The sequence below is a fragment of the Micromonospora sp. NPDC049107 genome, from assembly GCF_040648595.1.
In the GTDB taxonomy this organism is placed as follows: domain Bacteria; phylum Actinomycetota; class Actinomycetes; order Mycobacteriales; family Micromonosporaceae; genus Micromonospora.
Genome location: NZ_JBEZEC010000004.1, coordinates 321,123 through 344,761 on the forward strand (window position 1 = coordinate 321,123; position 23,639 = coordinate 344,761).

A 23,639-nucleotide genomic window follows, 5' to 3' on the forward strand; every position below is an offset into this window, starting at 1 on the left:
CCCGGCTGGCCCGTCGACGTCCGTCAGATGTCCAGGAACCGCACATCCTTGGCGTTGCGCTGGATGAACGACCGGCGGGCTTCGACGTCCTCACCCATCAGGACGCTGAACAACTCGTCTGCGGTTGCAGCGTCGTCGAGCGTGACCTGACGCAGGGTGCGGGTCGCCGGGTTCATCGTGGTCTCCCACAGCTCGGGATAGTTCATCTCGCCGAGGCCCTTGAACCGCTGGATGTCGTCCGGCTTGGCGTTCGGCTTCTTCTGCTGGCGCAGCGCGATGAGCCCGTCCCGCTCCCGGTCCGAGTAGGCGTACTGAGCGTCGTCGCCCTTCTTGTTCCACTTGATCTTGTAGAGCGGCGGGGCGGCCAGGTAGACGTGCCCCAGCTCGACCAGCGGACGCATGAAGCGGAACAGCAGGGTGAGCAGCAGGGTCTGGATGTGCTGGCCGTCGACGTCCGCGTCGGCCATCAGCACCACCTTGTGGTACCGCAGCTTCTCCATGTCGAAGTCGTCGTGGATGCCGGTGCCGAGCGCGGTGATCAGCGCCTGGACCTCGTTGTTCTTGAGGACCCGGTCGATCCGCGCCTTCTCCACGTTGAGGATCTTGCCGCGGATCGGCAGGATCGCCTGGGTGCGCGGGTCGCGACCCTGCTTGGCCGAACCACCGGCCGAGTCGCCCTCGACGATGAAGACCTCGGACTCGCGCGGGTCGGTGGACTGGCAGTCGGCCAGCTTGCCCGGCATCGAGCCGGACTCCAGCAGCGACTTGCGTCGGGCCAGCTTGCGGGCCTGCTGCGCGGCGATCCGGGCGCGGGCGGCCTGGGAGGCCTTCTGAATGATCGTCTTGGCCTCGGCCGGGTTGCGGTCGAACCAGTCGACCAGCCGGTCGTTGCAGACCCGCTGCACGAAGCTCTTCACCGGGGTGTTGCCCAGCTTGGTCTTGGTCTGGCCCTCGAACTGCGGGTTCGTCAGCTTGACCGAGATGATCGCGGCCAAGCCCTCTCGGATGTCCTCGCCGGAGAGCTTCTCGTCGCCCTTGAGCAGCTTCTTATCGGTGCCGTACCGGTTGACCACGCTGGTCAGCGCGGACCGGAAGCCCTCCTCGTGGGTGCCGCCCTCGTGCGTGTTGATGTTGTTGGCGAAGGTGTAGACCGACTCGCCGTACGACTCGTTCCACTGCATGGCGATCTCGAGGGACATGCCCTCTTCCTCGGCCTCGAACTCGACCACCGTCTTGTGCATCGGGTTCTTGGAGGCGTTGAGGTGTCGGACGAAGTCGGCGATACCGCCGTCGTAGCGGAAGGTGACCTCGCGGGTCTTGCCGTCCTCGTCCTCCGGGACCCGCTCGTCGAGCAGGTGGATGGTGATGCCCCGGTTGAGGAAGGCCATCTCCTGCAGGCGTCGGTAGATGGTCTGGAAGTCGAAGTCGATCGTCTCGAAGACGTCCGCGTCGGGCCAGAAGGAAACCGCAGAGCCGGTGCGGTCGGTGGTCTCGCCCTTCTCCAGCGCGGATGGCTTGGAGTTGGTGTACTGCTGCCGCCAGACGAAGCCGGACTTGTGGATCACCACTGCCATCTTCGTCGACAGCGCGTTCACCACGGAGACGCCGACGCCGTGCAGGCCGCCGGAGACCGCGTACGCCTTGCCGTCGAACTTGCCACCCGCGTGCAGCACGGTCAGTGCGACCTCGACGCCCGGCTTCTTGAGCTTCGGGTGGAGGTCGACCGGGAAGCCACGGCCGTTGTCGGTGACCTGGACCCCACCATCGGCGAGCAGCACCACGTCGATGGTGTCGCAGTAGCCGGCCATCGCCTCGTCGACCGCGTTATCGACGACCTCCCAGACGAGGTGGTGCAGACCGCGCTCGCCGGTGGACCCGATGTACATACCGGGCCGCTTGCGGACCGCCTCCAGCCCCTCGAGAACGGTGATCGACTCTGCGCCGTACTCCTGCTTGTCCTGCGCTGCCACCCTCGGCCACTTTCTCGCGTCGTCGGCGCCGGTGGGGCGCGTCGGGCGCGGGTTCGGCGGGACATGACGCGACGTCGGCGCGCGGACCGGTGCCGGAGATCTCCGGACAGCGGGTCGAACGCGCCGGTCGCCGCGGTCGCCCGCGGATCGCGATCGGCTCGACCCGGGGTGGAGAATGACTTGGGGCCACCGGCCCCGTCGCTCGCCCGCACCGGGTCTTCGTCTCGCTGTCAATCCTACTGTGCGCGGGGGACAGAACCACCACTCGGCACCCTCAACGAGGCGGCTGAGATGTCCGTAGCCGGCAGAACCCCGTTACCCTCGACTCCCCCCACACGCCACGCCCTGTTCGGACGCGCCGCCCCCAGACAGGTTGACCCGCGCTCGGGCGGGTCGGGGGTCGCGGTCGGATCGTCCGTGCCGTACGTTTGCGGCGCCCCGGAAGCGGCCTTGATCTTTACCGGCCGGAACCGGGACGATCGACCCGATCGACCCGACACGTGCTCTCTAAGAGGTGACAGATGGGGCTGGACAACGTCGCGGTGCAGTGGCCGCGGACCGGCCGCTTCTACGATCCGGTGGCGCCGGCCGAGTTCGTCGACTTCGGCGAGATCGTCGACCTGCCACGGATCTCCGCGCCGACGGCGGCGCTGGCCGAGCTGATCGCGAAGACCGGCACCGTCCGGGCGACCGCGTACACCGAGCTGGTGGATCTCCTGCTCGGCCTCGAAGGTGTGTTGTACGCCACAGACGCCGCGGCCGAGGACGAGGACCCGGTGATCGACCCGGACGGCTGCGCCTGGATCGCCGGTGGCATCGAACGGTTCGTGGCCGGGCACCGGGAGTACGGCGAGACGGTCACCTTCGACTCGGTGAGTACGGTGCTGCGGTCGCTGCTCGGCGACGGTCGGCTGGCGGAGCAGCAGCTGCGCTGGCTGGACACCCGGCTCGACGCGTTGCGCGACGAGAGCGGTGATCCGCCGCAGTGGAACTTCACCTGTGCGGAGCTGGGCGTGCTGGCGGCGTTCTACCGGCGGTGCGCCGAGCGCGGCTTCGCCGTCTACGCCGACGCCTGAACCTCCGGGCCGGCGGGGCGGTTGGCGGCGGCGATCACCTGAGTGAGCGCCGCGTGCAGGTGTTGCAGGTCCTCTACGGGCAGTCCGAGGCGCTGGACGATCGCGGCCGGGATCCGCTCGGCCTGGGCGCGCAGGGCCATGCCGCTGGCGGTGAGGGTGACGGCGAGGCTGCGCTCGTCGGCGGCGTCCCGTTCCCGGCGCAGGTAGCCGGCCGCTTCGAGCCGCTTGAGCAGGGGTGACAGGGTGCCCGGGTCGAGCTGCAACAGGCGGCTGAGGTCACGGCCGGACAGCGGGGCGTGCTGCCAGAGCGCCAGCATCACCAGGTACTGCGGGTGGGTCAGGCCCATCGGCTCCAACAGGGGCCGGTAGACGGCCACCACGCTGCGGGCCGCAACCGACAGGGCGAAGCAGACCTGCTGCTCCAGCGCCAGCGGATCGGTGCCCTGCGGTTGGTCGCTCATCGGTTGCTCTCCTCGCGCACGGCAACTATCGTACCGATCGTTGGTACACCAACCATTGGTGCGGCAACCTTAGAGCGACGGCACGTGGGAGGGGCGGCAGATGAGCGAGGACGGCGCTACCACCAGAGCACCCGGCGAGGGCGGTCGACTCCTGAGCTGGGCCTTCCGGCACCTCGCCGGGCCGGCCGACGGCGTGCAGGGCGCGGTGCAGGGCGGTTCGACGGCCGCCCGCGAGGCGTGGAAACGTGACCTGGCCGAGCGCAAGCGCTACACGCAGGAGCAGCGCGAGCGAAAGCGTGCGGCCCGGGAGGCGCAGCGGCGGCGCTGAGCAGGCCGGCTCAGCCGTACGTGTCGCGCGGTCCCCGCCCGCGTACCCGCCGTGGACCCTTCTGCCAGGACGGCGCGGCCGGCCCGTGGATGTGCAGCTTGCGCACCACGTTGTGGCCGACCTCCTGGGCGATCTGCTTGAGCAACGAGCCGGCCAGCAGCCGCAACTGGGTGGCCCAGGCCGTCGAGCGCGCCTCCACGGTCAACTCGCCGTTCTCCAGCTTGACCGGCCGGCTGTGCTGGGCGACCTCCGCGCCGACCACCCGCTCCCACGCGCCGAACACGGTGGCCTCCGCCGCGGGCTGCTGCCAGCCCCGCGCCTTCACCAGCCGGTTCAGCACCGCGCTCAGGGGCTGCGGGTCGCGCGGGTCAGGCCCCGGGCCCGAGTAGCCACGCAGCCGCCGTCCCGAGCCGCCAGCGCCGTCGGCGCCAGCGCCACCGCCGGAGGTACGCCGGGTGCGCGCCGCCGCCTGGCGGCGGGACAGCGCGGCGTCGAGCACCGCCCGCGCCAACTCCGGGCCGCTGGGCCCCTCCGGCTGCCCGTCGGTCGCCCCGGCAGGTGGAGTACGCCCGCCGGCGGCATCCCCGGCCTGCCGGCCGCTGCCGGTGGACGTGCCGCGCGCCGGCCGGGTCTCTGGCTCATCCGACATGTCGTACCGTCCCCTCGCCGACCTGGTAACGGGTGCCCCGCAACGCGGCCGGAACGTCGTCGTCCACGGCACAGGTGACCAGCAGTTGACTCGCCCCGCCCACCAGTTCCGCCAGCCGTTCCCGACGACCGGCGTCCAACTCGGCGAAGACGTCGTCGAGCACCAGGACCGGTTCGATGCCGTCGGCGCGCAACAGGTCGTACCCGGCCAGTCGCAGCGCGAGCGCGAACGACCAGGCTTCGCCGTGACTCGCGTACCCCTTGGCCGGCAGCGGGCCGAGCGACAGGGCCAGCTCGTCCCGGTGTGGCCCGACGAGCGTGGTGCCCCGTTCGATCTCGGCGGACCGCGAGGCGGCGAGCGCGGCGGCCAGCGCCTCGGCGAGCGTGGCCCGGTCGGTGGTCGGTTCGGCCAGTTCGACCGTCGGCCGGTAGGCGATGCCGGCCGCGCCCCGGCCGGCGGCCACCGCGTCGTACGCCTTGGCGACGTGCGGGGTGAGCGCGGCGACCAGTTCCAGCCGGCCGGCGAGCAGCTCCGCGCCGTGCTGGGCCAGATGGGTGTCCCACACCGCGAGGGTGCCCAGGTCGCCGCCGCGGGAGCCGCCGGTCTTGCGGGCGAGGTACGCCGTACGCAGCAGGGCGTTGCGCTGTTTGACCACCCGGTCGTAGTCGGCGCGTACGCCCGCGTAGCGGGGTTGCCGGTTGACCAGGAGGTCGTCGAGGTAGCGGCGACGCTCGGCCGGATCGCCCCGGACCAGTTCCAGGTCCTCCGGGGCGAACAGCACCAGCCGCAGCGCCCCGAGCACGTCGCGCGCCCGTCGCGCGGGCGATCGGCCCAGTCGGGCGCGGTTGGCCCGCCCCGGCACGATCTCCAGCTCGACCAGGAGTTCGCGCCCGTCGTGTACGACCGCGCAGCGGATCACCGCCGAGGAGGCGCCCATCCGGACCAGCGGCGCGTCCGTGGCGACCCGGTGCGAGTCCAGGGTCGCCACGTAACCGAGCGCCTCGACGAGGTTGGTCTTGCCGACACCGTTGGCGCCGATCAGGACGTTCGCCCCCGGCTGGAGGTCGACGGCGACCCGCTCGTACGAGCGGAAGTCGACAAGTTCCAGCCGGCGGACATACACAGGTTGTGGATACCGCTCAGCGCTTGTGGACGGCGTGGCCGCCGAACTGCTGGCGCAGCGCGGAGACGGCCTTCATGGCGGGCGAGTCGTCCTGTCGCGACTGGAACCGGGCGAACAGGGAGGCGGTGATGACGTTCAGCGGTACGGCGAGCCGGACCGCCTCGTCGACCGTCCAGCGCCCCTCGCCGGTGTCCTCGGTGTAGCCGCTCAGGTCGGCCAGCTCCGGGTCCTCGTCGAGAGCGCGGTCCAGCAGGTCGAGCAGCCAGGAGCGGACGACCGTGCCCTCGCGCCACGACTTGAACACGCCGGGCACGTTGGTCACCAGCTCGGAGGCGGTCAGCAGCTCGTAGCCCTCGGCGTAGGCGTGCATGAGGCCGTACTCGATGCCGTTGTGCACCATCTTGGAGTAGTGGCCGGCGCCCACGGGGCCGGCGTGCACGAAGCCGAACTCGCCCTCGGGCTTGAGCGCCTGGAAGATCGGCATGAGCCGGTCGACGTGCTCCTGGGCGCCGCCGACCATCAGGCCGTAGCCGTTCTGCCGGCCCCAGACGCCTCCGGAGACGCCGACGTCCACGTAGCCGATACCGCGCGCGTTCAGCCGCTCGGCACGGGGAGCGTCGTCGCTGAAGCGGGAGTTCCCGCCGTCGATGATGATGTCGCCGTCCCCGAGCACCTCGGCGAGTTCGTCGATCGTGGCATCGGTGACGCCGGCGGGCACCATGACCCATACGGCACGCGGCGATTCGAGCTTCTGTGCCAGCTCGGCGAGGTTAGCCGCGTCGCTCAGCTGCGGGTTGTGATCGAATCCGACCACTTCGTGGCCGGCAGCCCGCAACCGCTCGCGCATGTTGCCGCCCATCCGGCCGAGTCCTACCAGGCCGAGCTGCATTTGTTCCTACCTCCGTGGATCTGGTGTTGCTGGGCCGATCAGCGAGAGACGCGGATCGGCATGATGAGGTACCGATACCCCGGAATGACCTCACCATCCTCGCCAGCGGGTGAGATCACCGCCGGCTTGAAAGCGTCGACGAACGAGAGCATGGCGGTCTGCGCGCCCAGGTTTGCCAGGCCGTCGATGAGGTACTGGGGGTTGAAGCCGATGGTGAGCGCGTCACCGGTGAAGGTGGCCTCCATCGCCTCGCTCGCCCGTGCCTCCTCGGAGCCGCCGGCCTCGACCACCAGGCCGTCGGCGCTGAAGCTGAGCAGCACCGGCGTGGTGCGCTCGGCCACCAGGGCGACCCGCTTGACCACCTCGATCAGCGTGCTCACCGACACCCGCGCCTCGGCGTTGTGGGTGGCTGGGAAGAGCGAGCGCACCGGCGGGTAGTTGGCGCCGTCGAGCAACCGGCTCGTGGTGCGACGGGTGCCACCGGCGAGCCCGACCATGCCCTCACCCGCCGCGCCCTGGGCGAGGGCGAGGGTGACCTCGCCGCCCAGCGGACCGAGGGCCTTGGCGGTGTCGTTCAGGGTGCGGGCCGGGACCAGCGCGTTGATGCTGACCTCGGGGTCGTCGGGTCGCCACTGGATCTCGCGCAGCGCCAGCCGGTACCGGTCGGTGGCGAGCATCGACAGCGTGCTGCCGGAGAGCTCGACGCGGACGCCGGTCATCATCGGCAGTGTCTCGTCCCGGCCGGCGGCGATGGCCACCTGGGCGACCGCCGTGGCGAAGGCCGCGGCGTCGACGGTGCCGGCGCTCTGCGGCATCTCGGGCAGGGCGGGGTAGTCCTCCACCGGCATGGTGGGCAGCGTGAACCGCGCGCTGCCGCAGACCAGCTCGAGGTGGGCGCCGACCGCGGCGATGTCGACCGGCTTGGCCGGCAGCGCCTTGGTGATCTCGGCGAGCAGGCGGCCGGAGACCAGCGCGGCGCCGTCGGCGTCACCCTGCACCTCGACGGTCACCTGGCTGGAGACCTCGTAGTCGAAACCGGAGACCCGCAGGTTGCCGTCGGTGACGCGGAGCATCACCCCGGCGAGCACCGGTACGGACGGCCGGTTGGGCAGGCTCTTCGCGGTCCACGCCACGGCCTCGGCGAGCGCGTCGCGCTCCACTCGGAACTTCATCAATGCCTCCGCGTCGACGTCAGCGACAACTCTCTCATGCCGACCGCTGCCTACCGTCCCGCCCGACCGTGCGGGTGTCCATCGCACCTTAGGGCGCGGGGACATCGGCTGTGCGCCCGACCCCATGGATCGTGTCGATGCTGACCGGCCTGTCCGGCAGCGTTCGGCCCGATCCACAGAAAGCCCAACGGTGATGATTGGTTTTTGTTCTCTTAGAAGAGATAACCCATCGTCTTCATCGCACCTGTGCAAACTGTGGAGAACTCGGGTCTGCCCAGCTCAGACAGGTTATGCACCGGTGGGTTGGCTGTGGAGAACCGGGTGTGAAACCGCGTCACCTGTCCACAACCCGGCGGCGCGGGCCGGTTGTCCACCGTTGTCCACCGGTTGTCCACCGGTAATCCACCGACTTTCTCCCCAAGGTTGTGGACAGCCGAGAAGATCACCATTGGCGTTGTCCCCAGAACCTTCAACAGCTCGTACACACCTCGACGATCATCGGTGGATAACTTCGGCGTTGTCCCCAGGCGTCCACAGCGTCGTACACAGGGTTTCTCCACAGCCTGTGGGTAACTGAGGCGGGACCGACCGTAGTTATCCACCGACGGTGGATAACGAGTTGTGGACAACGAGTGAGCTTCGAGGTGGACACGGCACCGATCCTGTGGCCTACACCATGTCGAGGGTCAAGCCGAAGCCCTCGTCGGGCGGCGAAATCGGTGCCGCCGATGCCGAAGCGAGCACCGTCCGGAGTCGGGTCGCGGCGTTGCGGCGTCAAGAAGAACGCCCGGCCGGAGATCCGGCCGGGCGTGTCCCGGGAGTCGTGCGGCGTCGTACCCCTCAGGTGTTCTGCTTGATCCGGTTGGTCAGCTCGGCGATCTGGTTGTAGAGCGAGCGCCGCTCGGCCATCTGCTGGCGGATCTTGCGGTCCGCGTGCATCACAGTGGTGTGGTCCCGGCCACCGAAGGCCTGCCCGATCCTCGGCAACGACAACTCGGTCAGCTCACGACACAGGTACATGGCGACCTGGCGGGCGTTGACCAGGACGCGCGAGCGGGACTGGCCACGCAGATCCTCCAGGCTCACCCCGAAGTAGTCGGCGGTGGACGCCATGATCTGGTCGGCGTTGATCTCCGGCCCGGCGCCGTCGGGCATGAAGTCCCGGAGCACCTCCTCGGCCAGGGACAGCTCGACAGTCGACCGGGTCAGGCTGGCGAACGCCGTCACCCGGATCAGCGCGCCCTCCAGTTCCCGGATCGAGTTCGACACCCGGGAGGCGATGAACTCCAGCACGTCAGGCGGGGCGTACATCCGCTCCTGTGCCGCCTTCTTCTGCAGGATCGCGATCCGGGTCTCCAGATCCGGTGGCTGGATGTCGGCCAGCAGTCCCCACTCGAACCGGGTTCGCATCCGGTCCTCCAGGGTGGCGAGCTGACGCGGCGACCGGTCGGAGGTGATGACGATCTGCTTGTTGGCGTTGTGCAGAGTGTTGAAGGTGTGGAAGAACTCCTCCTGCGTACGCTCGCGGTTCTCCAGGAACTGGATGTCGTCGATCAACAGGATGTCGACGTCGCGGTAGCGCCGCTGGAACGCGCTGGTCTTGTCGTCCCGGAGCGAGTTGATGAAGTCGTTGGTGAACTCCTCGGTCGAGACGTACCGGACCGAGCGGGCGTTGCCGAGCGTCGTGGCGTAGTGCCCGATCGCGTGCAGCAGGTGCGTCTTGCCCAATCCGGAGTGCCCGTAGATGAAGAGCGGGTTGTACGCCTTCGCCGGCGACTCGGCCACCGCCACGCTCGCCGCGTGGGCGAACCGGTTGGACGAGCCGATGACGAACGTCTCGAACATGTACTTCGGGTTCAACCGGTTGCCACCGGTGTCGGCGCCGGGCAGTCGGCGCTCGTCACGCCCGCCGGGACGATGATCCATCCCGCTGCGACCCGGGCCGCTGTCCGTTCCGCCGTCGCGGGGCAGGGGACGGATCACGTGCTGGTCCCGGGGGGACGTGGCGTCCTCGCGGTAGCGGGGCTCGTACGGCCGGGTGTCGGGGCCGGGCGGATCGAGTCGGGCCGCCTGCTCGTCGTACCCGCGCCGCTCGTGCGCCGGTCGGGGCGACCGCGTCGGCTCGACGAAGGCGGTGCTGAACAGTGCCTCCTGCCCGTCCCGGCTGGCCGGGATCAGCCCCGGCCGGTGCGCGTCGACGACCGGCGCGGGGGGTGGACCCGCCGGCGCCGGCGGGGCGGCGGTCTCGGGCAGCCGTGGCCCGAGTTGGTCACCGATGCCCTCGTTCGCCACGGACCGTCCGGCGTACTCGTTCCCGAGCGGGCCCGACTGCGGTTCGTCGACGTCGAGTGGTCCAGGCTCCGGGGTGCTGCGGTAGACGGTGCCGGCCGGGCGGCCGGCGGCGTCCTCCGCCACGCGTACGGTCACGGCAACCTGGATCGGCCGGCCGAGTCGGCGGGTCAGCGCCTCGGTGATCGCCGGGCGCAGCCGTGACTCGATCACGTCCCGGGTGAACGCGTCCGGTACCGAGAGCAGCGCGGTGTCCTCGACGATCGCCCGCAGCCGGGTCAACCGGAGGTAGGCGCGCTGCTGGGCGGAGATGATCTCGTCGGCGAGCTCGTCGGTCGCCGCCAACCACACCGCGGCAAGGTCGGTCGTACCGGCCACCGTCGTGCCACCCCCTCGCCTCTGCTCCCGGCCGCCGCTGTCTGCCAGCCGCCCGTCCCGGGCCCGCCGCGTGCACGGGTGGAACATCACCCACCCGGACAACTGACCAGCGCTCGTCCACAGGTTATCCACAGCCTGTGCACCGACCGATTGTGGCCGCCCCCGGGCGCGGGACCTGCCCCTGCCTGGACGGCCGTTGAAGCGGGTTCACCGTGCCGAACGATTCACCAGCGTGTCCGGTCTTGCCTGCGCGCGACGACCGGAGCATCCGACGCTCACCGCAATCGGGCACGGTAACAGCGTTGTCCCTGCCCCATCAACCGGCGACGCCCCAGCGACCTTGTCGGCATCAGCGAAAACCGCCCCTTCGGTCCCGGGCGCGTCCCGACCTCCTCGCTGTGGATGTTTGACGGTCATTGCACCCCTGCGTAGGCTGGAGCGGCTGCTCTCTCGCCCTCTGCTAGGGTGATGGGTGCTTGCTGCCCGCGGTCGTTTCCCCGCACCGTCGGTCCCGCTCCGCCGGGCAGCGCCGAACGGTGGCCATCGTCGAGGTGGCCTGGACCACCCCACGACCCCGGCGATCCCGTCGCGCGGGGCGCGTACGAAAACGGAGAGCCTGACGTGAGCAAGCGCACCTACCAGCCGAACAACCGCCGGCGCGCGAAGACCCACGGCTTCCGGCTGCGCATGCGCACCCGTGCCGGCCGTGCCATCCTCTCGAGCCGCCGCGCCAAGGGTCGTACCACCCTGTCGGCCTGAGCCGACCGGGCTGGTCCGGGGGACGTGGGCAGTCGTGCTGGCCGCCGCACAGCGACTGCGGCGCAGCACTGACTTCGCCGCAGCGGTTCGCGGTGGCCGACGCGTCGGCCGAGGTGCCGTCGTGGTCCACCTGACCATGCCTTCGGCCACCGACCACAGCACAACGACCTCGCCGGAGCCGGCGCGGGAGCCTGGCGCGGAGCAGCCCTCCGCTCCGGCCCGCGCCGGCTTCGTCGTCTCCAAGGCGGTCGGCAACGCGGTGGTCCGCAACAAGGTCCGGCGCCGACTTCGGGCGCTGGTCCGGGAACGGTTGGACGCGTTGCCCGACGGCAGCACCCTGGTCGTCCGAGCACTGCCCGCCGCGGCCGAGGCGTCGTACGCCCGGCTCACCACCGACCTGGACGCCGCCATCGCGGTTGCCCGGTCGCCACGGGAGAGGCGGCCCCGGTGAGTGCCGATCCGACCGCCACACGCCCGCCGTCGACAGGTGCCCGGGTGCTGATCGCGCCCATCATCGCGTACCGTCGGTGGATAAGTCCGGCACTGCCGGCACGCTGCCGGTTCTACCCGTCGTGCAGTGCGTACGCCCAGGAGGCGCTCGTGCGGCACGGCCCGTTCCGGGGAGTCGTGCTGGCGGTCCGCCGGTTGCTGCGCTGCCACCCCTTTCACCCTGGTGGACATGACCCGGTTCCGGAGCCGGGCAGCCGCCGTCGTGCTGATGTGACTGGAGCCCCGAATTGAGTCTGAGTCTCGACTGGATCTACTACGCGATTTCGTGGATCCTGCTGACCTGGCACTCGGCGTGGGACGCCATCGGGGTGCCGGTCGGCGCGGTGGTCGGCACGAACTTCGCCTGGATCCTGTCCATCATCTTCCTGGTGGTCACCGTCCGGGTGATCCTGTTCCCGGTCTTCGTCAAGCAGATCAAGTCGCAGCGGGCGATGCAGGCGCTCCAGCCCAAGGTCAAGGAGCTGCAGGAGAAGCACAAGGGTGACCGGGAGACGCTCCAGAAGGAGATGATGGAGCTCTACCGGAAGGAAAAGGCCAACCCGCTCATGGGCTGCCTTCCGATGTTCCTCCAGATCCCTGTCTTCCTCGGCCTCTTCCACGTGCTGCGGCGGCTCGACCCGTTCAAGCCCGAGGACAAGAAGACGATCTACGGCTGGACCGTCGATCAGTTCAATAGCGCCTCTCACGCGAAGCTCTTCACGGCCCCGCTCGCTGGCAAGTTCGGCTCCACCGCCGACGAACTGGCGCGGCTCAACGCCAACGGCAACACCACGAAGATCATTGCTGGTGTCCTGGTCCTGGTGATGATCGCCACCACGTATCTGACCAGCCGTCAGATGATCCTCAAGACCGGCTGGGCCGAGGACCCGCAGCAGCGGATGATCCAGCGCCTGATGCTCTACGGCATCCCGGCCTCGCTGCTGATCTCGGGGGCGATCTTCCCGATCGGCGTGATCATCTACTGGGTCACGAACAACCTCTTCACCCTCGGCCAGCAGCAGTGGGTGCTGCGGAAGTTCCCGCCGCCGGTGACCGCGAAGAAGGCCACCGCCCCCGCGGCCAGCCGCAATCCGGTGCAGCCCGCCAAGTCGGGTGGGCTCTTCGGGCGTGGCAAGGCCGCCCCGGCCGCGCCCGTCAAGGCCGCCGCGCCGAAGGTTGCCGGCCCGAAGCCGGGTGCCAAGCCCGCCAACCCGAAGAAGAGCCGCCCCGCCAAGCGGCAGGGCTGACCGCCGTGCGGCCGTCGCCGGGCAACCGGCGACGGCCCGGGCCCCGCACCGCGCAGCCGCCGTATGGCCGGCGCCGGGCGGAACCGGCCGCGCACGGCGCGGTCACGGGCGACACTGCCCGTACAGACGTGCCCGTGGGCACCGGCGACCTCCCGCCGGCCCCGGGAAACCAGCGGACCCGACGGTCCGGCCGAGCGAGTACGGAGATGAGACCGTGACCGAGACCAGCATCCCCCGCGCCGACCAGTCCCTGGACGAGGAGGAGACCGCGACGATCGAGGTGGACGGCGACGACACCGAGGCCGACGACGCCACCGAGGCCCCGGCCGGTGGTCGTGAGAAGAAGAGCGCGGGCGAGAGCGACCTGTTCCGGCAGAGCGAGATCGCGGCGGACTACGTCGAGGGACTGCTCGACATCCTCGACTACGACGGCGACATCGACGAGTTGGTGGCCAGCGGCCGTCCCGTCGTCGAGGTGGTCGGCTCCCGGCTGCAGAACCTGGTCGGCCAGCGTGGCGCCACCCTGGATGCGCTCCAGGAGCTGACCCGGCTCGCCGTCTTCCGGCAGACCGGTACGCCGAGCCGCCTGCTGCTCGACGTCGGTGGCTACCGGGCGAACCGTCGCAAGGAGCTCGCCGCCGTTGCCAAGAACGCAGTCGAGAAGGTGAAGGAGTACGGCGAGCCCGTGCGCCTGGAGGCGATGAACGCGTTCGAGCGCAAGTGCGTCCACGACGTGGTCAACGCCATGGCCGGCGTGGCGAGCGAGTCGGAGGGCGTCGAGCCGAACCGTCGCATCGTCGTACGGCCGGCGGACTGACTCCGTTGACCCACGACGACACCGCGGCTGATGCCGTGACCGGCCCGGGCGGTACGCCGTCCGGGCCGTCGGCTGTCCGGAGCGACAGCCCGGCGGGGTACGACGCGGCGAACGGGAGTCCGCCGTCGCCGGCCGATGCCGCGTTGCCGCCCGAACTGGCTCCGGCCGCGCTGACTCTCTTCGGTGACCGGCTCGACATCGCCGCCGCGTACGCCGAACTGCTGGCCACCGACGGCGTGGTCCGCGGTCTGATCGGCCCGCGGGAGGCGCCCCGGATCTGGGACCGTCACCTCCTCAACTGTGCCGCCGTGGTCGAGCGCATTCCGAGCGACGCGAGCGTGCTCGACGTTGGCTCCGGCGCCGGGCTGCCCGGTCTGGTGTTGGCCATCGCGCGTCCCGACCTGACGGTCACGCTGATCGAGCCGCTCGCGCGGCGCACGTCGTTCCTCATCGAGATCGTCGAGCGGCTCGGCCTGACCCGATCGGTGCGGGTGTTCCGTGGCCGCGCCGACGAGGCCGCCAGTGGGTCGAGCGGCCGGGACCCGATCAGCGGTGACGTGGTGACCGCCCGCGCCGTCGCGCCGTTGGACCGACTGGCCGCCTGGTGCCTACCGCTCGCCGTGCGCGGTGGACGACTGCTTGCCCTCAAGGGATCGTCCGCAGCGGCCGAGATCGAGGAGCACGCCGCCGTCGTGGAACGGCTCGGCGGCGGGGAGGCCGCCGTGCACCTCTGCGGCGTCGGCGTGATCGACCCACCCACCACGGTGGTGGAGATCGTCCGGGAGCGGATGGTCGGCCCGGCCCGACCGGCGGCGAGCAAGCGCTCGCGCGGCGGGAGGACTCGCCGCCGCTGACCATGGCGCCATCGGGCGTCCGGTCGACGGTTTGCCTCGTTGTATCGGTACGGATGGACGACGGAATGAGAACCCGACGTGGACCGGCCACGCCCGTCCGCCGTAGGCTGGCCGCGCGTCGATAATGTGGAGCGGCCGACGGACGTCGCGGACTCCGACCGCTCCCGAGGGGCCGTACGCTCCGGGGTGCGAGAGCGGGTGTGGCCAAGTTGACCGGGGCGCGGACCGACCATCCGAAGCGGGCAGGGATGACAGGTGCATGACGACGGCAGGTACGACGATCCACGCGTGACCGGGTCAACCAGCGACCCTGTTTCACGTGAAACCGACTACCAGAGCTGGTCCCCCGGCGTCGCCGGAGCGTCCGTTCCGGTGGACGACGATGTGTTCTCCGCACCGGACGAGGCGGTGGCTCCGACCATCGGGCCGGAGCCGACGACCGGTCGGCGGGCGGCCGACGGACCGAGTCGACCCGCGAATGCCGCCGACGTGCGGCAGACGCCGGGCCGGCGGAACAGAGCGGCGGCGGTGCGCTTCGAGTCCGCCGTGCCCCACCAGCCCACCGCCGCAGCGGCGCGCGACGCCACGCCGGTGGTTCCCGACGTACCGGTCGCGTCGACCGAGTCGTTGGCGGCGGTCGCGACCGACCCCACGTACGTTTCACGTGAAACCCCGACGCGCGAAGAGGATGACCCACCGTTGGCTATGGAGGCGATGCGCGCCGTGCAGATCCTGAATCCCAGTGGCGAGGTGACCATGCCTCGACCGGACCGGACCCGGGTCATGTGCGTCGCCAACCAGAAGGGTGGCGTGGGTAAGACCACGACCACGGTCAACCTCGCGGTGGCGCTCGCCCTGCACGGCAACCGGGTGCTCGTGGTCGACCTGGACCCGCAGGGCAACGCGTCGACCGGCCTGAACGTGCCCCACCACACCGGCATCCCAGACGTCTACGACTGCCTGATCAACAGCGTGCCGCTGGCCGAGGTGGCGCAGGCGGTCGAGGGCATCCCCAACCTGTGGTGCGTACCGGCCACGATCGACCTCGCCGGGGCGGAGATCGAGTTGGTGTCCGTGGTGGCCCGCGAGTCGCGCCTCGACCGTGCCATCGCCGCCTACCCGGGCCAGTTCGACTATGTCTTCATCGACTGCCCGCCCTCGCTCGGCCTGCTCACGGTCAACGCCCTGGTCGCCGCGCAGGAGGTGCTGATTCCGATCCAGTGCGAGTACTACGCGCTGGAAGGCCTCAACCAGCTGATCAACAACATCAACCTGGTACGGCAACACCTCAACCCGAAGCTCGACGTCTCCACGATCCTGCTCACCATGTACGACCGTCGTACCCGCCTCGCGGACGCGGTCGAGCAGGACGTCCGGAACCACTTCGGCGACAAGGTGCTCCAGGCGGTCATCCCCCGCAACGTGCGGGTGTCGGAGGCACCCAGCTACGGCCAGTCGGTCATGACCTACGATCCCGGTTCGCGGGGCGCCACGAGCTACTTCGAGGCCGCCCAGGAGATCGCCGAGCGGGGCGTCAAGGAGCCGGTGGGCCGGAATGCGTAGTGGGGACGAGTCGCTGGGAGGCGTGGCATGAAGAACCGCCCTCGGGGCGGTCTGGGGCGGGGCCTGGGGGCTCTCATCCCGACCGGGCCCGTGCCGGGTGCCGCCGGCACCGTGACTGCCGAGCCGGAGAACGGGAGCGTCGACGCTGACGAGGGCGTGACCCCCACTGCCCTCCACACGGCCCCGGTAGGCGCCGCCGCCCACCAACCGGAGCCCGAGCTCAGCCCCGTGCCGGGCGCTCGGTTCGCGGAGATCCCGGTCGACGCGATCATGCCGAACCCGAAGCAGCCGCGCCAGGTTTTCGACGAGGAGGCGTTGGAGGAGCTGAAGACCTCCATCCGGGAGGTCGGCTTCCTGCAGCCGATCGTGGTGCGCCAGCTCGACGACGAGAAGTACGAGCTGGTGATGGGCGAGCGCCGTTGGCGCGCGGCCCAGGCGGTGGGACGGGACAATATCCCGGCCATCGTCCGGGACACCCGCGACGACGCCATGCTCCGGGACGCGCTGCTGGAGAACATCCACCGCGCCAACCTGAACCCGCTGGAAGAGGCCGCCGCGTACCAGCAGTTGCTGGAGGAGTTCGGCGCCACCCACGAGGAACTGGCCCGTCGGATCGGCCGCAGCCGGCCGCAGATCTCCAACACGATCCGGCTCCTCAACCTGCCGGCCCAGGTGCAGCGCCGGGTTGCCGCCGGCATCCTCTCCGCCGGCCATGCCCGCGCTCTGCTCAGCCTCGACGACTCGGAGGCCCAGGAACAGCTGGCGTTGCGGATCGTCGCCGAAGGGCTGTCGGTACGGGCGACCGAGGAGATCGTGGCTCTGACGCTGAACGACGGCCCGGCGAAGGGATCGGCCGCCAAGCGGCGACCGAAGCCCCACGCGCCTGCCCTGTCGGATCTCGCCGACCGTCTGTCGGACCGATTCGACACGCGGGTGAAGGTCGACATCGGTCGGAGCAAGGGCAAGATCACCATCGAGTTCGCCACCGTGGATGATCTGGAACGGATCGTCGGCATCATCGGCGTACCGGAGGAGGGGTCGCAGGACTGACGTCCGCGATCTTCCGTCAAGGGCCGCGCCTCTCCAGGGAGGCGCGGCCCTCGCGCGTACGGCCTCGTTTCACGTGAAACCGGCGCCCGAAGCGGCTCTTGGATCTCGACTCGGCGTCGCCGAGGTGCCGGCCGGACGCGTTCACCCGCCACGGCCCACGAGGGCGTCCCAGACGGCCGGGTGAGCCGGGAGGTCCCCTCTGACGCCCGAGGGCGGCAGCGACCCGCTCAGGCGGCGCGCGGGCCACCGCCTGCGGGGCCCGAGTCACGGCTCCGGCCCGCGTGTAAGTGCTCGCGTTTCACGTGAAACGGCCCTCGGCGGGCGAGGGCACCCACGCATGCCGGCACCGCCGGGAGCGGTGATCCGGAGCGCTACCGGCCGGCGCGCGGGCAATGATCGAGGGGGCGAAAAGTTATCCACAGCCGTTGTCCACAGGCACCCCCCGTTTCACGTGAAACGCCGCGTGAAAGCGGGTGGCAGCCTGTGGATGACCGCGTGTATGGGTGCCCTCGGCAGCCTGTGGATATCGACTCGCCGGCCGACGCCGACGGGCCCCGGCGATCGACGTCGGACGCTGATCGTGGCGGTTGGAACCGGTCGAACAGGTAGGGACAGCGGTGCCAGACTCGGTTAGGGTCAGCGTCGTGCGCGACACCCCTCCCTCAGTCCCGGACTTCACCCAGTGGCCCTCGTTTCCCTTCGAGGGCGAGCTGCGGGTGAAGCAGCTCGAAGAACCGGTCCCGGTCGAACCGCCCCGCAAGGGCGAGGGTCTCCGGGAATGCACCGCCTGCAACGCACCCGACGACGCCTACATCTGGGTGGGAGAGCGGTGGCGGGTCCGTGCCATGGACCGGCCGACCGGCCTGCCGATGGTGCTCATCCTCGAATCGCGGAGCCACCTGGACCTGGGTGACCTGCCGAACCTGCTCGCCGCCGAGCTGGGGGTGATGACGGTACGTCTCGAGCGGGCCATCCGGTCGCTGGACGGCGTGGCACGGGTGCACGTGAACCGGTGGGGCGACGGCTCCGCCCACCTGCACATGTGGTTCCTCGCCCGGCCGTACGGTCGGCTCCAACTACGGGGAACCTTCTTGTCCCTGTGGGACTCCATCCTGCCGCCGATCTCCGAGGAGCAGTGGCGGGAGAATCTGGCGCTCGTCGCCGCCTGGCTCGCCGAGTTCGGTGGCCGACCGTTGGCCGAGCCGCCCCGCATCCAGTGGCAGGCCCCGTCGAGTCTGCTGGCCCAGTCCGCAGCGGCGGCCGCGCATGCCGCAGCCGCTCAGGATGACGCCGTGTCTGTCATCGAAGCGGCCGAGGAGATTCCCGAGCCAGTCGAGGACGCAGACGGCAACGTCGATGACGACCTCGGTTCCGAGTCGCCGGCTGCGGCGGAGGACCAGTCTGTGGACAGCGGCGACCCGGTAACGGCCATCGCTGACGACGCCGACGGTTCGACAGCCGCCACAGCGTCCGAGCCGAAGTCGCCCGTCAGCCCGGTACTCGATGCCCCTGCGGTCGAGTCGGTCGCCGACGGCACGACGACCTCGGAGCCGGAACGCGACGCCGAGGATCCGGCACCGGGGATTCCGGTCGTCCCAGCCCAGCGGAGGCCCCCCGCCGACGACGCCAGCGACGGCGGAGCCACCCCGCCCGGCGTGAGCGCACCGCGCTGATCACCGGTTGCGCGTGGGGGTTGGCGGACGACAGTCCGGATGTCGAGCCACCCCCACGCTCGCCGCGGCGGGCGGCGGCAATGCCGGGTGCGGACCAACGCTCGGAAATGCCCTCGCGCGCCGAGCCCTGAGCAGATCACCGACGCTCGCATCCGGCTCGGTGCCGGACAAACCCGAGCCGCCAAGTTACGTCTCTCGCGCTGGACACTCAGCCGCCTCTCGACACCGCGCCCCGCTGACCCGTCGCGGCCGGACGGCGACGCTTGACTACAGCGTCAGACGCGCGGATCGCGGAGATCCGAATGGCCTCGGTAGTGCCGGCGGTGACTCACGACCCCCATGTCGGGACTCCGTCGAGGTGGTTGCCTGCCTAATCTGCGTGGACCGCAGCCTTGCTGCCGATGCCGAGCGCACGGGTGAGCCTCACCATGGTTCGGGCGAGTCGGGAAGGCACGGAGTCCGGGGCTGGGATGGTGACCGGTCGCACGCGGCCGTTGTGCAGCGCGGTGAACCGCCATCCCTCGGGCGTGTGGACCGCAACGAGAGTCTGGCGGGACAGGCGCCTTTTCGGTAGTTGAGAACGCCACGGCATCTGGACCGAGGCGGTGCCATGGACGATGGCGATGTCGGGGCTGAGGTAGCGAATGGATTCGATGTCACCGACGAGTGCCGAGTCGGCGAGCACGCCCCGGAAGAGCTGGTCGTGGGCGCTTTGCATCGGCTTTCGCCCGATGGCGCGGGTGCCGTCGTACGAGACGTAGTCGGAGTCTTCGGTGAAGCAGGCTGCGTAGGCGACAGCGTCGTTGTCCGTCCAGGCCTGCTTGAGGCGGTGGAAGAGAGCTGTGATCTCGTGGTCTTCGGTAGCCATGGCTACACCCCTCTAGTATTATTCGATGGTCGAACCTTACGATAGCAGGAGTCTTCGAGTGTCGAAACATGAACTGGTCGGCTTGGTGGCCGCCGAACTTCGGCTGCTGCAGCAGAGCTTCGACGCTTTCGACGAGGCCGCCGCCGCCACCCTCAAGCTCAACCGAACGGACCTGCGAGCGTTGGACCTGCTTCTGGCCGGCGAGGGTTGCCTGTCGGCTGGCGAACTCAGCCAGGCCCTGAAACTCAGCCCGGCCGCCACAACCACTGTCATGGACCGACTTGAGCGCACCGGATTCGCGAACCGGATCTCCGACCCGAACAACAGACGACGCGTCCTCGTTGCCGCGACCGACGCGGCTCGCGCCGCTGAGCGAGACATATACGCACCGGTCGGTGTCGCCGGAGCGCAAGCGCTTGCCGAGTACAGCCTCGACCAGCTCGCCACGATCCTTCACTTCCTGCAGACTGCCCGCCACGTGCAGGAGGACCAGGCGACGCGGATCAGCCGACACGAACCCGACGATCTCTGACGCTGCTCACCGGTTGCTGCCTGGAGCGCGCTCGGCCGCCGCGAACGCCGCCACCAGCCGGTACCGCTCCGGCTCTCCACCAGGTGCCTGCTCACCTACCCCGTGCGCGATCGAGGACCAGGTTCACGGGCGTGCAGGGTGTCACGAGGGGTGCCCGAAGGTACCCGATCGGTCGGGTCAGGACGGGTGGCGGGCGGCGGCCCGGCTGACCAGTGAGCCGAGCAGGCGGCCGAAGTCCAGGCCGGCCGCCTGGACGGCCAGCGGCAGCAGTGAGGTCTCCGTCATGCCGGGCGAGACGTTGACCTCCAGCACGTGCGGACGGCCCTCAGCGTCCACGATCACGTCGACCCGGGAGAGGTCCCGCAGACCGAGCGCGGTGTGCGCGGCCAGCGCCACGTCGGCCACCGAAGCGGCCACCTCCGGCTCCAACCGGGCCGGAGCGTGCCAGGTGGTGCGGCCGGCGGTGTAGCGGGCGGCGTAGTCGTACACGCCGTTGCGCGGCACGATCTCCACCGGTGGCAGCGCCTGCGGACCGTCTCCCAGGTCGATCACGGAGACCGCCACGTCGATCCCGGGCACGTACCGCTCGACGAGGGCCGTCGGGTCGTACGCGAAGCAACCGACCATCGCGGCCGGGAGGGACGCGGCGTCCCGGACCACGGCGGCGCCCAGACCGGAGCCACCCTGCGCCGGCTTGACCATCAACGGCAGGCCGAGCCGGTCGGCGATGCGGTCCAGCACGGCGACCGCCCCGAGTTCGGAGAAACGGTCGTGCGGCAGGGCCACCCAGTCGGGGGTGGGGATGCCGGCTTCGCGGAGCACCGCCTTCGCCGAGGGCTTGTCCCAGGCGAGCCGGGAGGACCGGGCGTCGCAGCCGACGTACGGGATGCCGCACAGGTCCAGCACTCCTCGCAGTGAGCCGTCCTCGCCGGTCGCGCCGTGCAGAGCGATCACGACGGCGTCCGGCGGATCGGTGGTCAGGGACGGCAGGAGGGCCACGTCGGCATCCCGCAGTTCGGCGTCGACGCCGACGGCGCGCAGGGCGTCGAGCACGCGCCGACCGGAGCGCAACGACACGTCCCGCTCGTAGGAGAGTCCGCCCGCGAGGACCAGCACTCGCAGGTCGGCCGCGACGGCGGAATCGGTCACGGAGAAGCGCTCGGCAGCGGTCGTACCCATGCCGGCATCATGCCAAGTCGGGACCCGGCACGTCGGAGCCGGGCCGGCCGCGGCGGCCGGCGACACCGCCGACGGCACCGAAGACGCGCCGCGTCGCGAGTTCCTGCTCCATGACGCCCGCCAACCGGCGTACGCCCTCGCGGATGCGCTCCGGAGGCGGGAAGCTGAAGTTCAGCCGCATCGCGTCGGTGCCCGTGCCGTCGGCGTAGAAGCCGGTGCCGGGCACGTAGGCGACCCGGGCGGCGATGGCGCGCGGCATCATGGCCTTGGAGTCCAGGCCCTCGGGCAGGGTGGCCCAGACGAAGAGCCCGCCGGCCGGGGTGGTCCAGCTGGTGCCCTCGGGCATCAGATCGGCCAACGCGTCGAGCAGGGCGTCACGGCGTTCCCGGTAGACCTCGCGGTAGACCTTGAGCTGCTGCCGCCACGGCATCGTGCCCAGGTAGGTGGAGACGGCGGACTGGGCGTAGACGCTGGGGCAGAGGATCTGCGCCTCACTGGCGATGACGATCTTGTCGCGGACCGCGTGCGGCGCCAGGATCCAGCCCACCCGCAGGCCGGGAGCGAACGTCTTGGAGAAGGTGCTGATGTAGAAGACGCCGTCGCGCCGCCGGGCCCGCAGCGGCGCCGGGGCCTCACCCTCGAAACCCAGTTGGCCGTACGGGTCGTCCTCGACCACGAGCAGGCCGGCGCGTTCGCAGATGTCGAGTACGCGCTCGCGGCGTTCCTCGCTGAGCGTCACGCCGGCCGGGTTCTGGTAGGTCGGGATCGTGTAGAGGAACTTGACGCGTCGGCCGGCCCGGGCGAGGTCGGCGATGGCCGTCTCCAGCGCCTCGGGAATCAGCCCGTCGGCGTCCATCGGCACGTGCGCCACCTGTGCCTGGGCGGCCTGGAACACCCCGAGCGCGCCCACGTAGGTCGGGCCCTCGGCGAGCACCACGTCGCCTGGGTCGAGGAAGAGCCGGGCGACCAGGTCGAGCGCCTGTTGACCGCCGACCGTGACCACCACGTCCTCGGGGGAGGCGCCGCACGCGGCGTCGATGCCGGAGAGGGCCATCACCTCGCAGATCCGCTCGCGCAGCTCCAGGGTGCCCTGGCCGATGCCGTACTGGAGGGTGGTGACCCCGTGCTCGGAGCCGAGCCTGCCCAGCATCTCGCCGACCGCGTCGAGCGGCAGCGCGGCGATGTACGGGGCGCCGCCGGCGAGCGACACGACCTCCGGTCGACTGGCCACCGCGAAGAGTGCTCGGATCTCGGAGGCGGTCATCCCGCGCACGCGCCGGGCATACCGGTCGGTGTAGTCGTCGAGTGTCGTGCCGGTCATGACCTCACCTCGATCACTGCTCGGGTGGCTACCGCCCCGGGTACCCCGCCTGCTCGTGTCCATGGCGGCGGCACACCGATTGTCGATCCTAGTCCGCCGAGGCCTGGTTGCCGCCGTGCCGGAACGGATCGACCACATGGCGGACCCTGCGGCCGGGGGTGGGGATCTGCGCATCCCCTCCCGTACGGTCGATCGGCGGCGTACGATCGCTCGTCGGGGGCAGGAAGGCGGCGCTGTCGTTCCGTGCCGGTCTCACCACCGAGCCTATTGTGGGGATGCGCCATATGTCGCGACGTCTGGTCAGCCTGACCCTCGACACGCTGGAGGATCTTCCGCGCCCCTGCCGCCAGTGCGTCTACTGGGAGCTTGATCCGGTCTCCGCGGACCGGGCGTGCGCCGCCGGTGACCCGGGCCTGGAGAAGGAGGCGTGGGTCTCCCAGACCCTGCTGGAGTGGGGGTCCTGCGGCAAGCTCGCGTACGTCGACGGGATGCCGGCGGGCTTCGTGATGTACGCGCCACCCGCCTACGTTCCCCGCTCGATGGCGTTCCCGACGTCGCCGGTCTCGGCCGATGCCGCGCTGTTGATGACCGCCAACGTGGTCGCCGCGTTCGCCGGGGGCGGGTTGGGCCGGATGTTGGTGCAGGGTGTCGCACGGGACCTGACGAAGCGTGGCATCAAGGCGATCGAGGCGTTCGGCGACGCCAAGTTCGGTGACGCCGACGATCCGGCCGGCGGCTGCGTGGCACCGGCCGACTTCTTCCTCTCCGTCGGCTTCAAGACGGTACGTCCGCATCCCCGTTTTCCCCGGCTGCGCCTCGAACTGCGTACCGCGCTGAGCTGGAAGTCCGACGTCGAATACGCGCTGGAGAAGCTGCTTGGCTCGATGAGCCCGGAGACGCTGCTCCGGCCGGTCCGGCCCGCCCCGGCCACCCGCTCCACCGGTGGCTGAGC

General features: G+C 70.4%; 23 protein-coding genes. 13 read left to right on the forward strand and 10 right to left on the reverse strand.

The window, feature by feature from the left end:
- Nucleotides 1–23 precede the first annotated feature (23 nt).
- Nucleotides 24–1,970 (reverse strand): DNA topoisomerase (ATP-hydrolyzing) subunit B, encoded by a 1,947-nt coding sequence (gene gyrB, locus AB0B55_RS12650; protein ID WP_357129293.1) that lies wholly within the window; start codon nt 1,968–1,970, stop codon nt 24–26.
- Nucleotides 1,971–2,491: 521 nt separating this feature from the next.
- Between gyrB and AB0B55_RS12655 the strand changes: the two genes are divergently transcribed.
- Nucleotides 2,492–3,046 carry a hypothetical protein gene (locus tag AB0B55_RS12655; RefSeq protein ID WP_357129290.1) on the forward strand — a complete coding sequence of 185 codons (555 nt, stop codon included), beginning with the start codon at nt 2,492–2,494 and terminating at the stop codon, nt 3,044–3,046.
- Here the strand turns inward: AB0B55_RS12655 and AB0B55_RS12660 are convergent.
- Nucleotides 3,031–3,507 (reverse strand): MarR family transcriptional regulator, encoded by a 477-nt coding sequence (locus tag AB0B55_RS12660; protein WP_357129287.1) that lies wholly within the window; start codon nt 3,505–3,507, stop codon nt 3,031–3,033. The genes AB0B55_RS12655 and AB0B55_RS12660 overlap by 16 nt on opposite strands.
- 100 nt (nt 3,508–3,607) lie before the next feature.
- On the opposite strand from AB0B55_RS12660, the gene AB0B55_RS12665 reads away from it, so the two are divergent.
- The gene (locus AB0B55_RS12665) at nt 3,608–3,835 is read left to right on the forward strand and encodes a hypothetical protein (protein WP_357129284.1); all 228 of its coding nucleotides are present in this window, start codon (nt 3,608–3,610) and stop codon (nt 3,833–3,835) included.
- A gap of 10 nt (nt 3,836–3,845) precedes the next feature.
- On the opposite strand, the gene AB0B55_RS12670 is transcribed toward AB0B55_RS12665, so the two are convergent.
- The 5 genes from AB0B55_RS12670 to dnaA form a co-directional block, all read right to left on the reverse strand.
- Entirely contained in the window at nt 3,846–4,484 is a 639-nt protein-coding gene (locus tag AB0B55_RS12670) for a DciA family protein (protein WP_357129281.1), read from the reverse strand.
- Nucleotides 4,474–5,607: a DNA replication/repair protein RecF gene (gene recF, locus AB0B55_RS12675; protein ID WP_357171744.1), complete on the reverse strand. Its 1,134-nt coding sequence runs from the start codon at nt 5,605–5,607 to the stop codon at nt 4,474–4,476. The genes AB0B55_RS12670 and recF overlap by 11 nt, the downstream gene beginning before the upstream one ends.
- 16 nt (nt 5,608–5,623) lie before the next feature.
- The gene (gnd, locus tag AB0B55_RS12680) at nt 5,624–6,496 is read right to left on the reverse strand and encodes a phosphogluconate dehydrogenase (NAD(+)-dependent, decarboxylating) (protein WP_357129275.1); all 873 of its coding nucleotides are present in this window, start codon (nt 6,494–6,496) and stop codon (nt 5,624–5,626) included.
- Between the two features lie 38 nt (nt 6,497–6,534).
- The gene (dnaN, locus tag AB0B55_RS12685; RefSeq protein ID WP_357171746.1) at nt 6,535–7,668 is read right to left on the reverse strand and encodes a DNA polymerase III subunit beta; all 1,134 of its coding nucleotides are present in this window, start codon (nt 7,666–7,668) and stop codon (nt 6,535–6,537) included.
- Nucleotides 7,669–8,508: 840 nt separating this feature from the next.
- Nucleotides 8,509–10,335: a chromosomal replication initiator protein DnaA gene (gene dnaA / locus AB0B55_RS12690; RefSeq protein WP_357131280.1), complete on the reverse strand. Its 1,827-nt coding sequence runs from the start codon at nt 10,333–10,335 to the stop codon at nt 8,509–8,511.
- 621 nt (nt 10,336–10,956) lie between these two features.
- On the opposite strand from dnaA, the gene rpmH reads away from it, so the two are divergent.
- The 9 genes from rpmH to AB0B55_RS12735 all read left to right on the forward strand — a co-directional run bounded on the left by rpmH (nt 10,957) and on the right by AB0B55_RS12735 (nt 18,787).
- Entirely contained in the window at nt 10,957–11,094 is a 138-nt protein-coding gene (gene rpmH, locus AB0B55_RS12695; RefSeq protein ID WP_007453904.1) for a 50S ribosomal protein L34, read from the forward strand.
- Nucleotides 11,095–11,128: 34 nt separating this feature from the next.
- Nucleotides 11,129–11,545, forward strand: coding sequence for a ribonuclease P protein component (gene rnpA, locus AB0B55_RS12700; RefSeq protein WP_357131283.1), 417 nt, complete (start codon nt 11,129–11,131; stop codon nt 11,543–11,545).
- Nucleotides 11,542–11,835 (forward strand): membrane protein insertion efficiency factor YidD, encoded by a 294-nt coding sequence (gene yidD / locus AB0B55_RS12705; protein ID WP_357131286.1) that lies wholly within the window; start codon nt 11,542–11,544, stop codon nt 11,833–11,835. Before rnpA ends, yidD begins: the two co-directional genes overlap by 4 nt.
- 2 nt (nt 11,836–11,837) lie before the next feature.
- Nucleotides 11,838–12,830: a membrane protein insertase YidC gene (yidC, locus tag AB0B55_RS12710; protein WP_357131790.1), complete on the forward strand. Its 993-nt coding sequence runs from the start codon at nt 11,838–11,840 to the stop codon at nt 12,828–12,830.
- 214 nt (nt 12,831–13,044) lie between these two features.
- Nucleotides 13,045–13,647, forward strand: a complete 603-nt coding sequence (locus AB0B55_RS12715) for a R3H domain-containing nucleic acid-binding protein (protein WP_357131289.1) — start codon at nt 13,045–13,047, stop codon at nt 13,645–13,647.
- Between the two features lie 143 nt (nt 13,648–13,790).
- Complete coding sequence (gene rsmG / locus AB0B55_RS12720) at nt 13,791–14,501, forward strand: 16S rRNA (guanine(527)-N(7))-methyltransferase RsmG (protein WP_357131794.1); 711 nt, start codon at nt 13,791–13,793, stop codon at nt 14,499–14,501.
- Nucleotides 14,502–14,756: 255 nt separating this feature from the next.
- A complete protein-coding gene (locus AB0B55_RS12725) occupies nt 14,757–16,064 on the forward strand; it encodes an AAA family ATPase (RefSeq protein WP_357171747.1) in 1,308 nt (435 codons plus the stop codon).
- 27 nt (nt 16,065–16,091) lie between these two features.
- Nucleotides 16,092–17,114 (forward strand): ParB/RepB/Spo0J family partition protein, encoded by a 1,023-nt coding sequence (locus tag AB0B55_RS12730; RefSeq protein WP_357171749.1) that lies wholly within the window; start codon nt 16,092–16,094, stop codon nt 17,112–17,114.
- Between the two features lie 644 nt (nt 17,115–17,758).
- Nucleotides 17,759–18,787: a hypothetical protein gene (locus AB0B55_RS12735; protein WP_357171751.1), complete on the forward strand. Its 1,029-nt coding sequence runs from the start codon at nt 17,759–17,761 to the stop codon at nt 18,785–18,787.
- A 370-nt stretch (nt 18,788–19,157) separates the two neighbouring features.
- On the opposite strand, the gene AB0B55_RS12740 is transcribed toward AB0B55_RS12735, so the two are convergent.
- Nucleotides 19,158–19,655, reverse strand: coding sequence for an SgcJ/EcaC family oxidoreductase (locus AB0B55_RS12740; RefSeq protein ID WP_357131301.1), 498 nt, complete (start codon nt 19,653–19,655; stop codon nt 19,158–19,160).
- 25 nt (nt 19,656–19,680) lie between these two features.
- On the opposite strand from AB0B55_RS12740, the gene AB0B55_RS12745 reads away from it, so the two are divergent.
- The gene (locus AB0B55_RS12745; protein ID WP_357131304.1) at nt 19,681–20,187 is read left to right on the forward strand and encodes a MarR family transcriptional regulator; all 507 of its coding nucleotides are present in this window, start codon (nt 19,681–19,683) and stop codon (nt 20,185–20,187) included.
- A 177-nt stretch (nt 20,188–20,364) separates the two neighbouring features.
- Here the strand turns inward: AB0B55_RS12745 and AB0B55_RS12750 are convergent, their stop codons facing one another.
- Nucleotides 20,365–21,366, reverse strand: a complete 1,002-nt coding sequence (locus tag AB0B55_RS12750; protein WP_357131307.1) for a D-alanine--D-alanine ligase — start codon at nt 21,364–21,366, stop codon at nt 20,365–20,367.
- A gap of 7 nt (nt 21,367–21,373) precedes the next feature.
- The gene (locus tag AB0B55_RS12755) at nt 21,374–22,687 is read right to left on the reverse strand and encodes a PLP-dependent aminotransferase family protein (RefSeq protein ID WP_357131310.1); all 1,314 of its coding nucleotides are present in this window, start codon (nt 22,685–22,687) and stop codon (nt 21,374–21,376) included.
- A 284-nt stretch (nt 22,688–22,971) separates the two neighbouring features.
- On the opposite strand from AB0B55_RS12755, the gene AB0B55_RS12760 reads away from it, so the two are divergent.
- Nucleotides 22,972–23,637, forward strand: coding sequence for a GNAT family N-acetyltransferase (locus tag AB0B55_RS12760; RefSeq protein WP_074315552.1), 666 nt, complete (start codon nt 22,972–22,974; stop codon nt 23,635–23,637).
- Nucleotides 23,638–23,639: the final 2 nt, after the last annotated feature.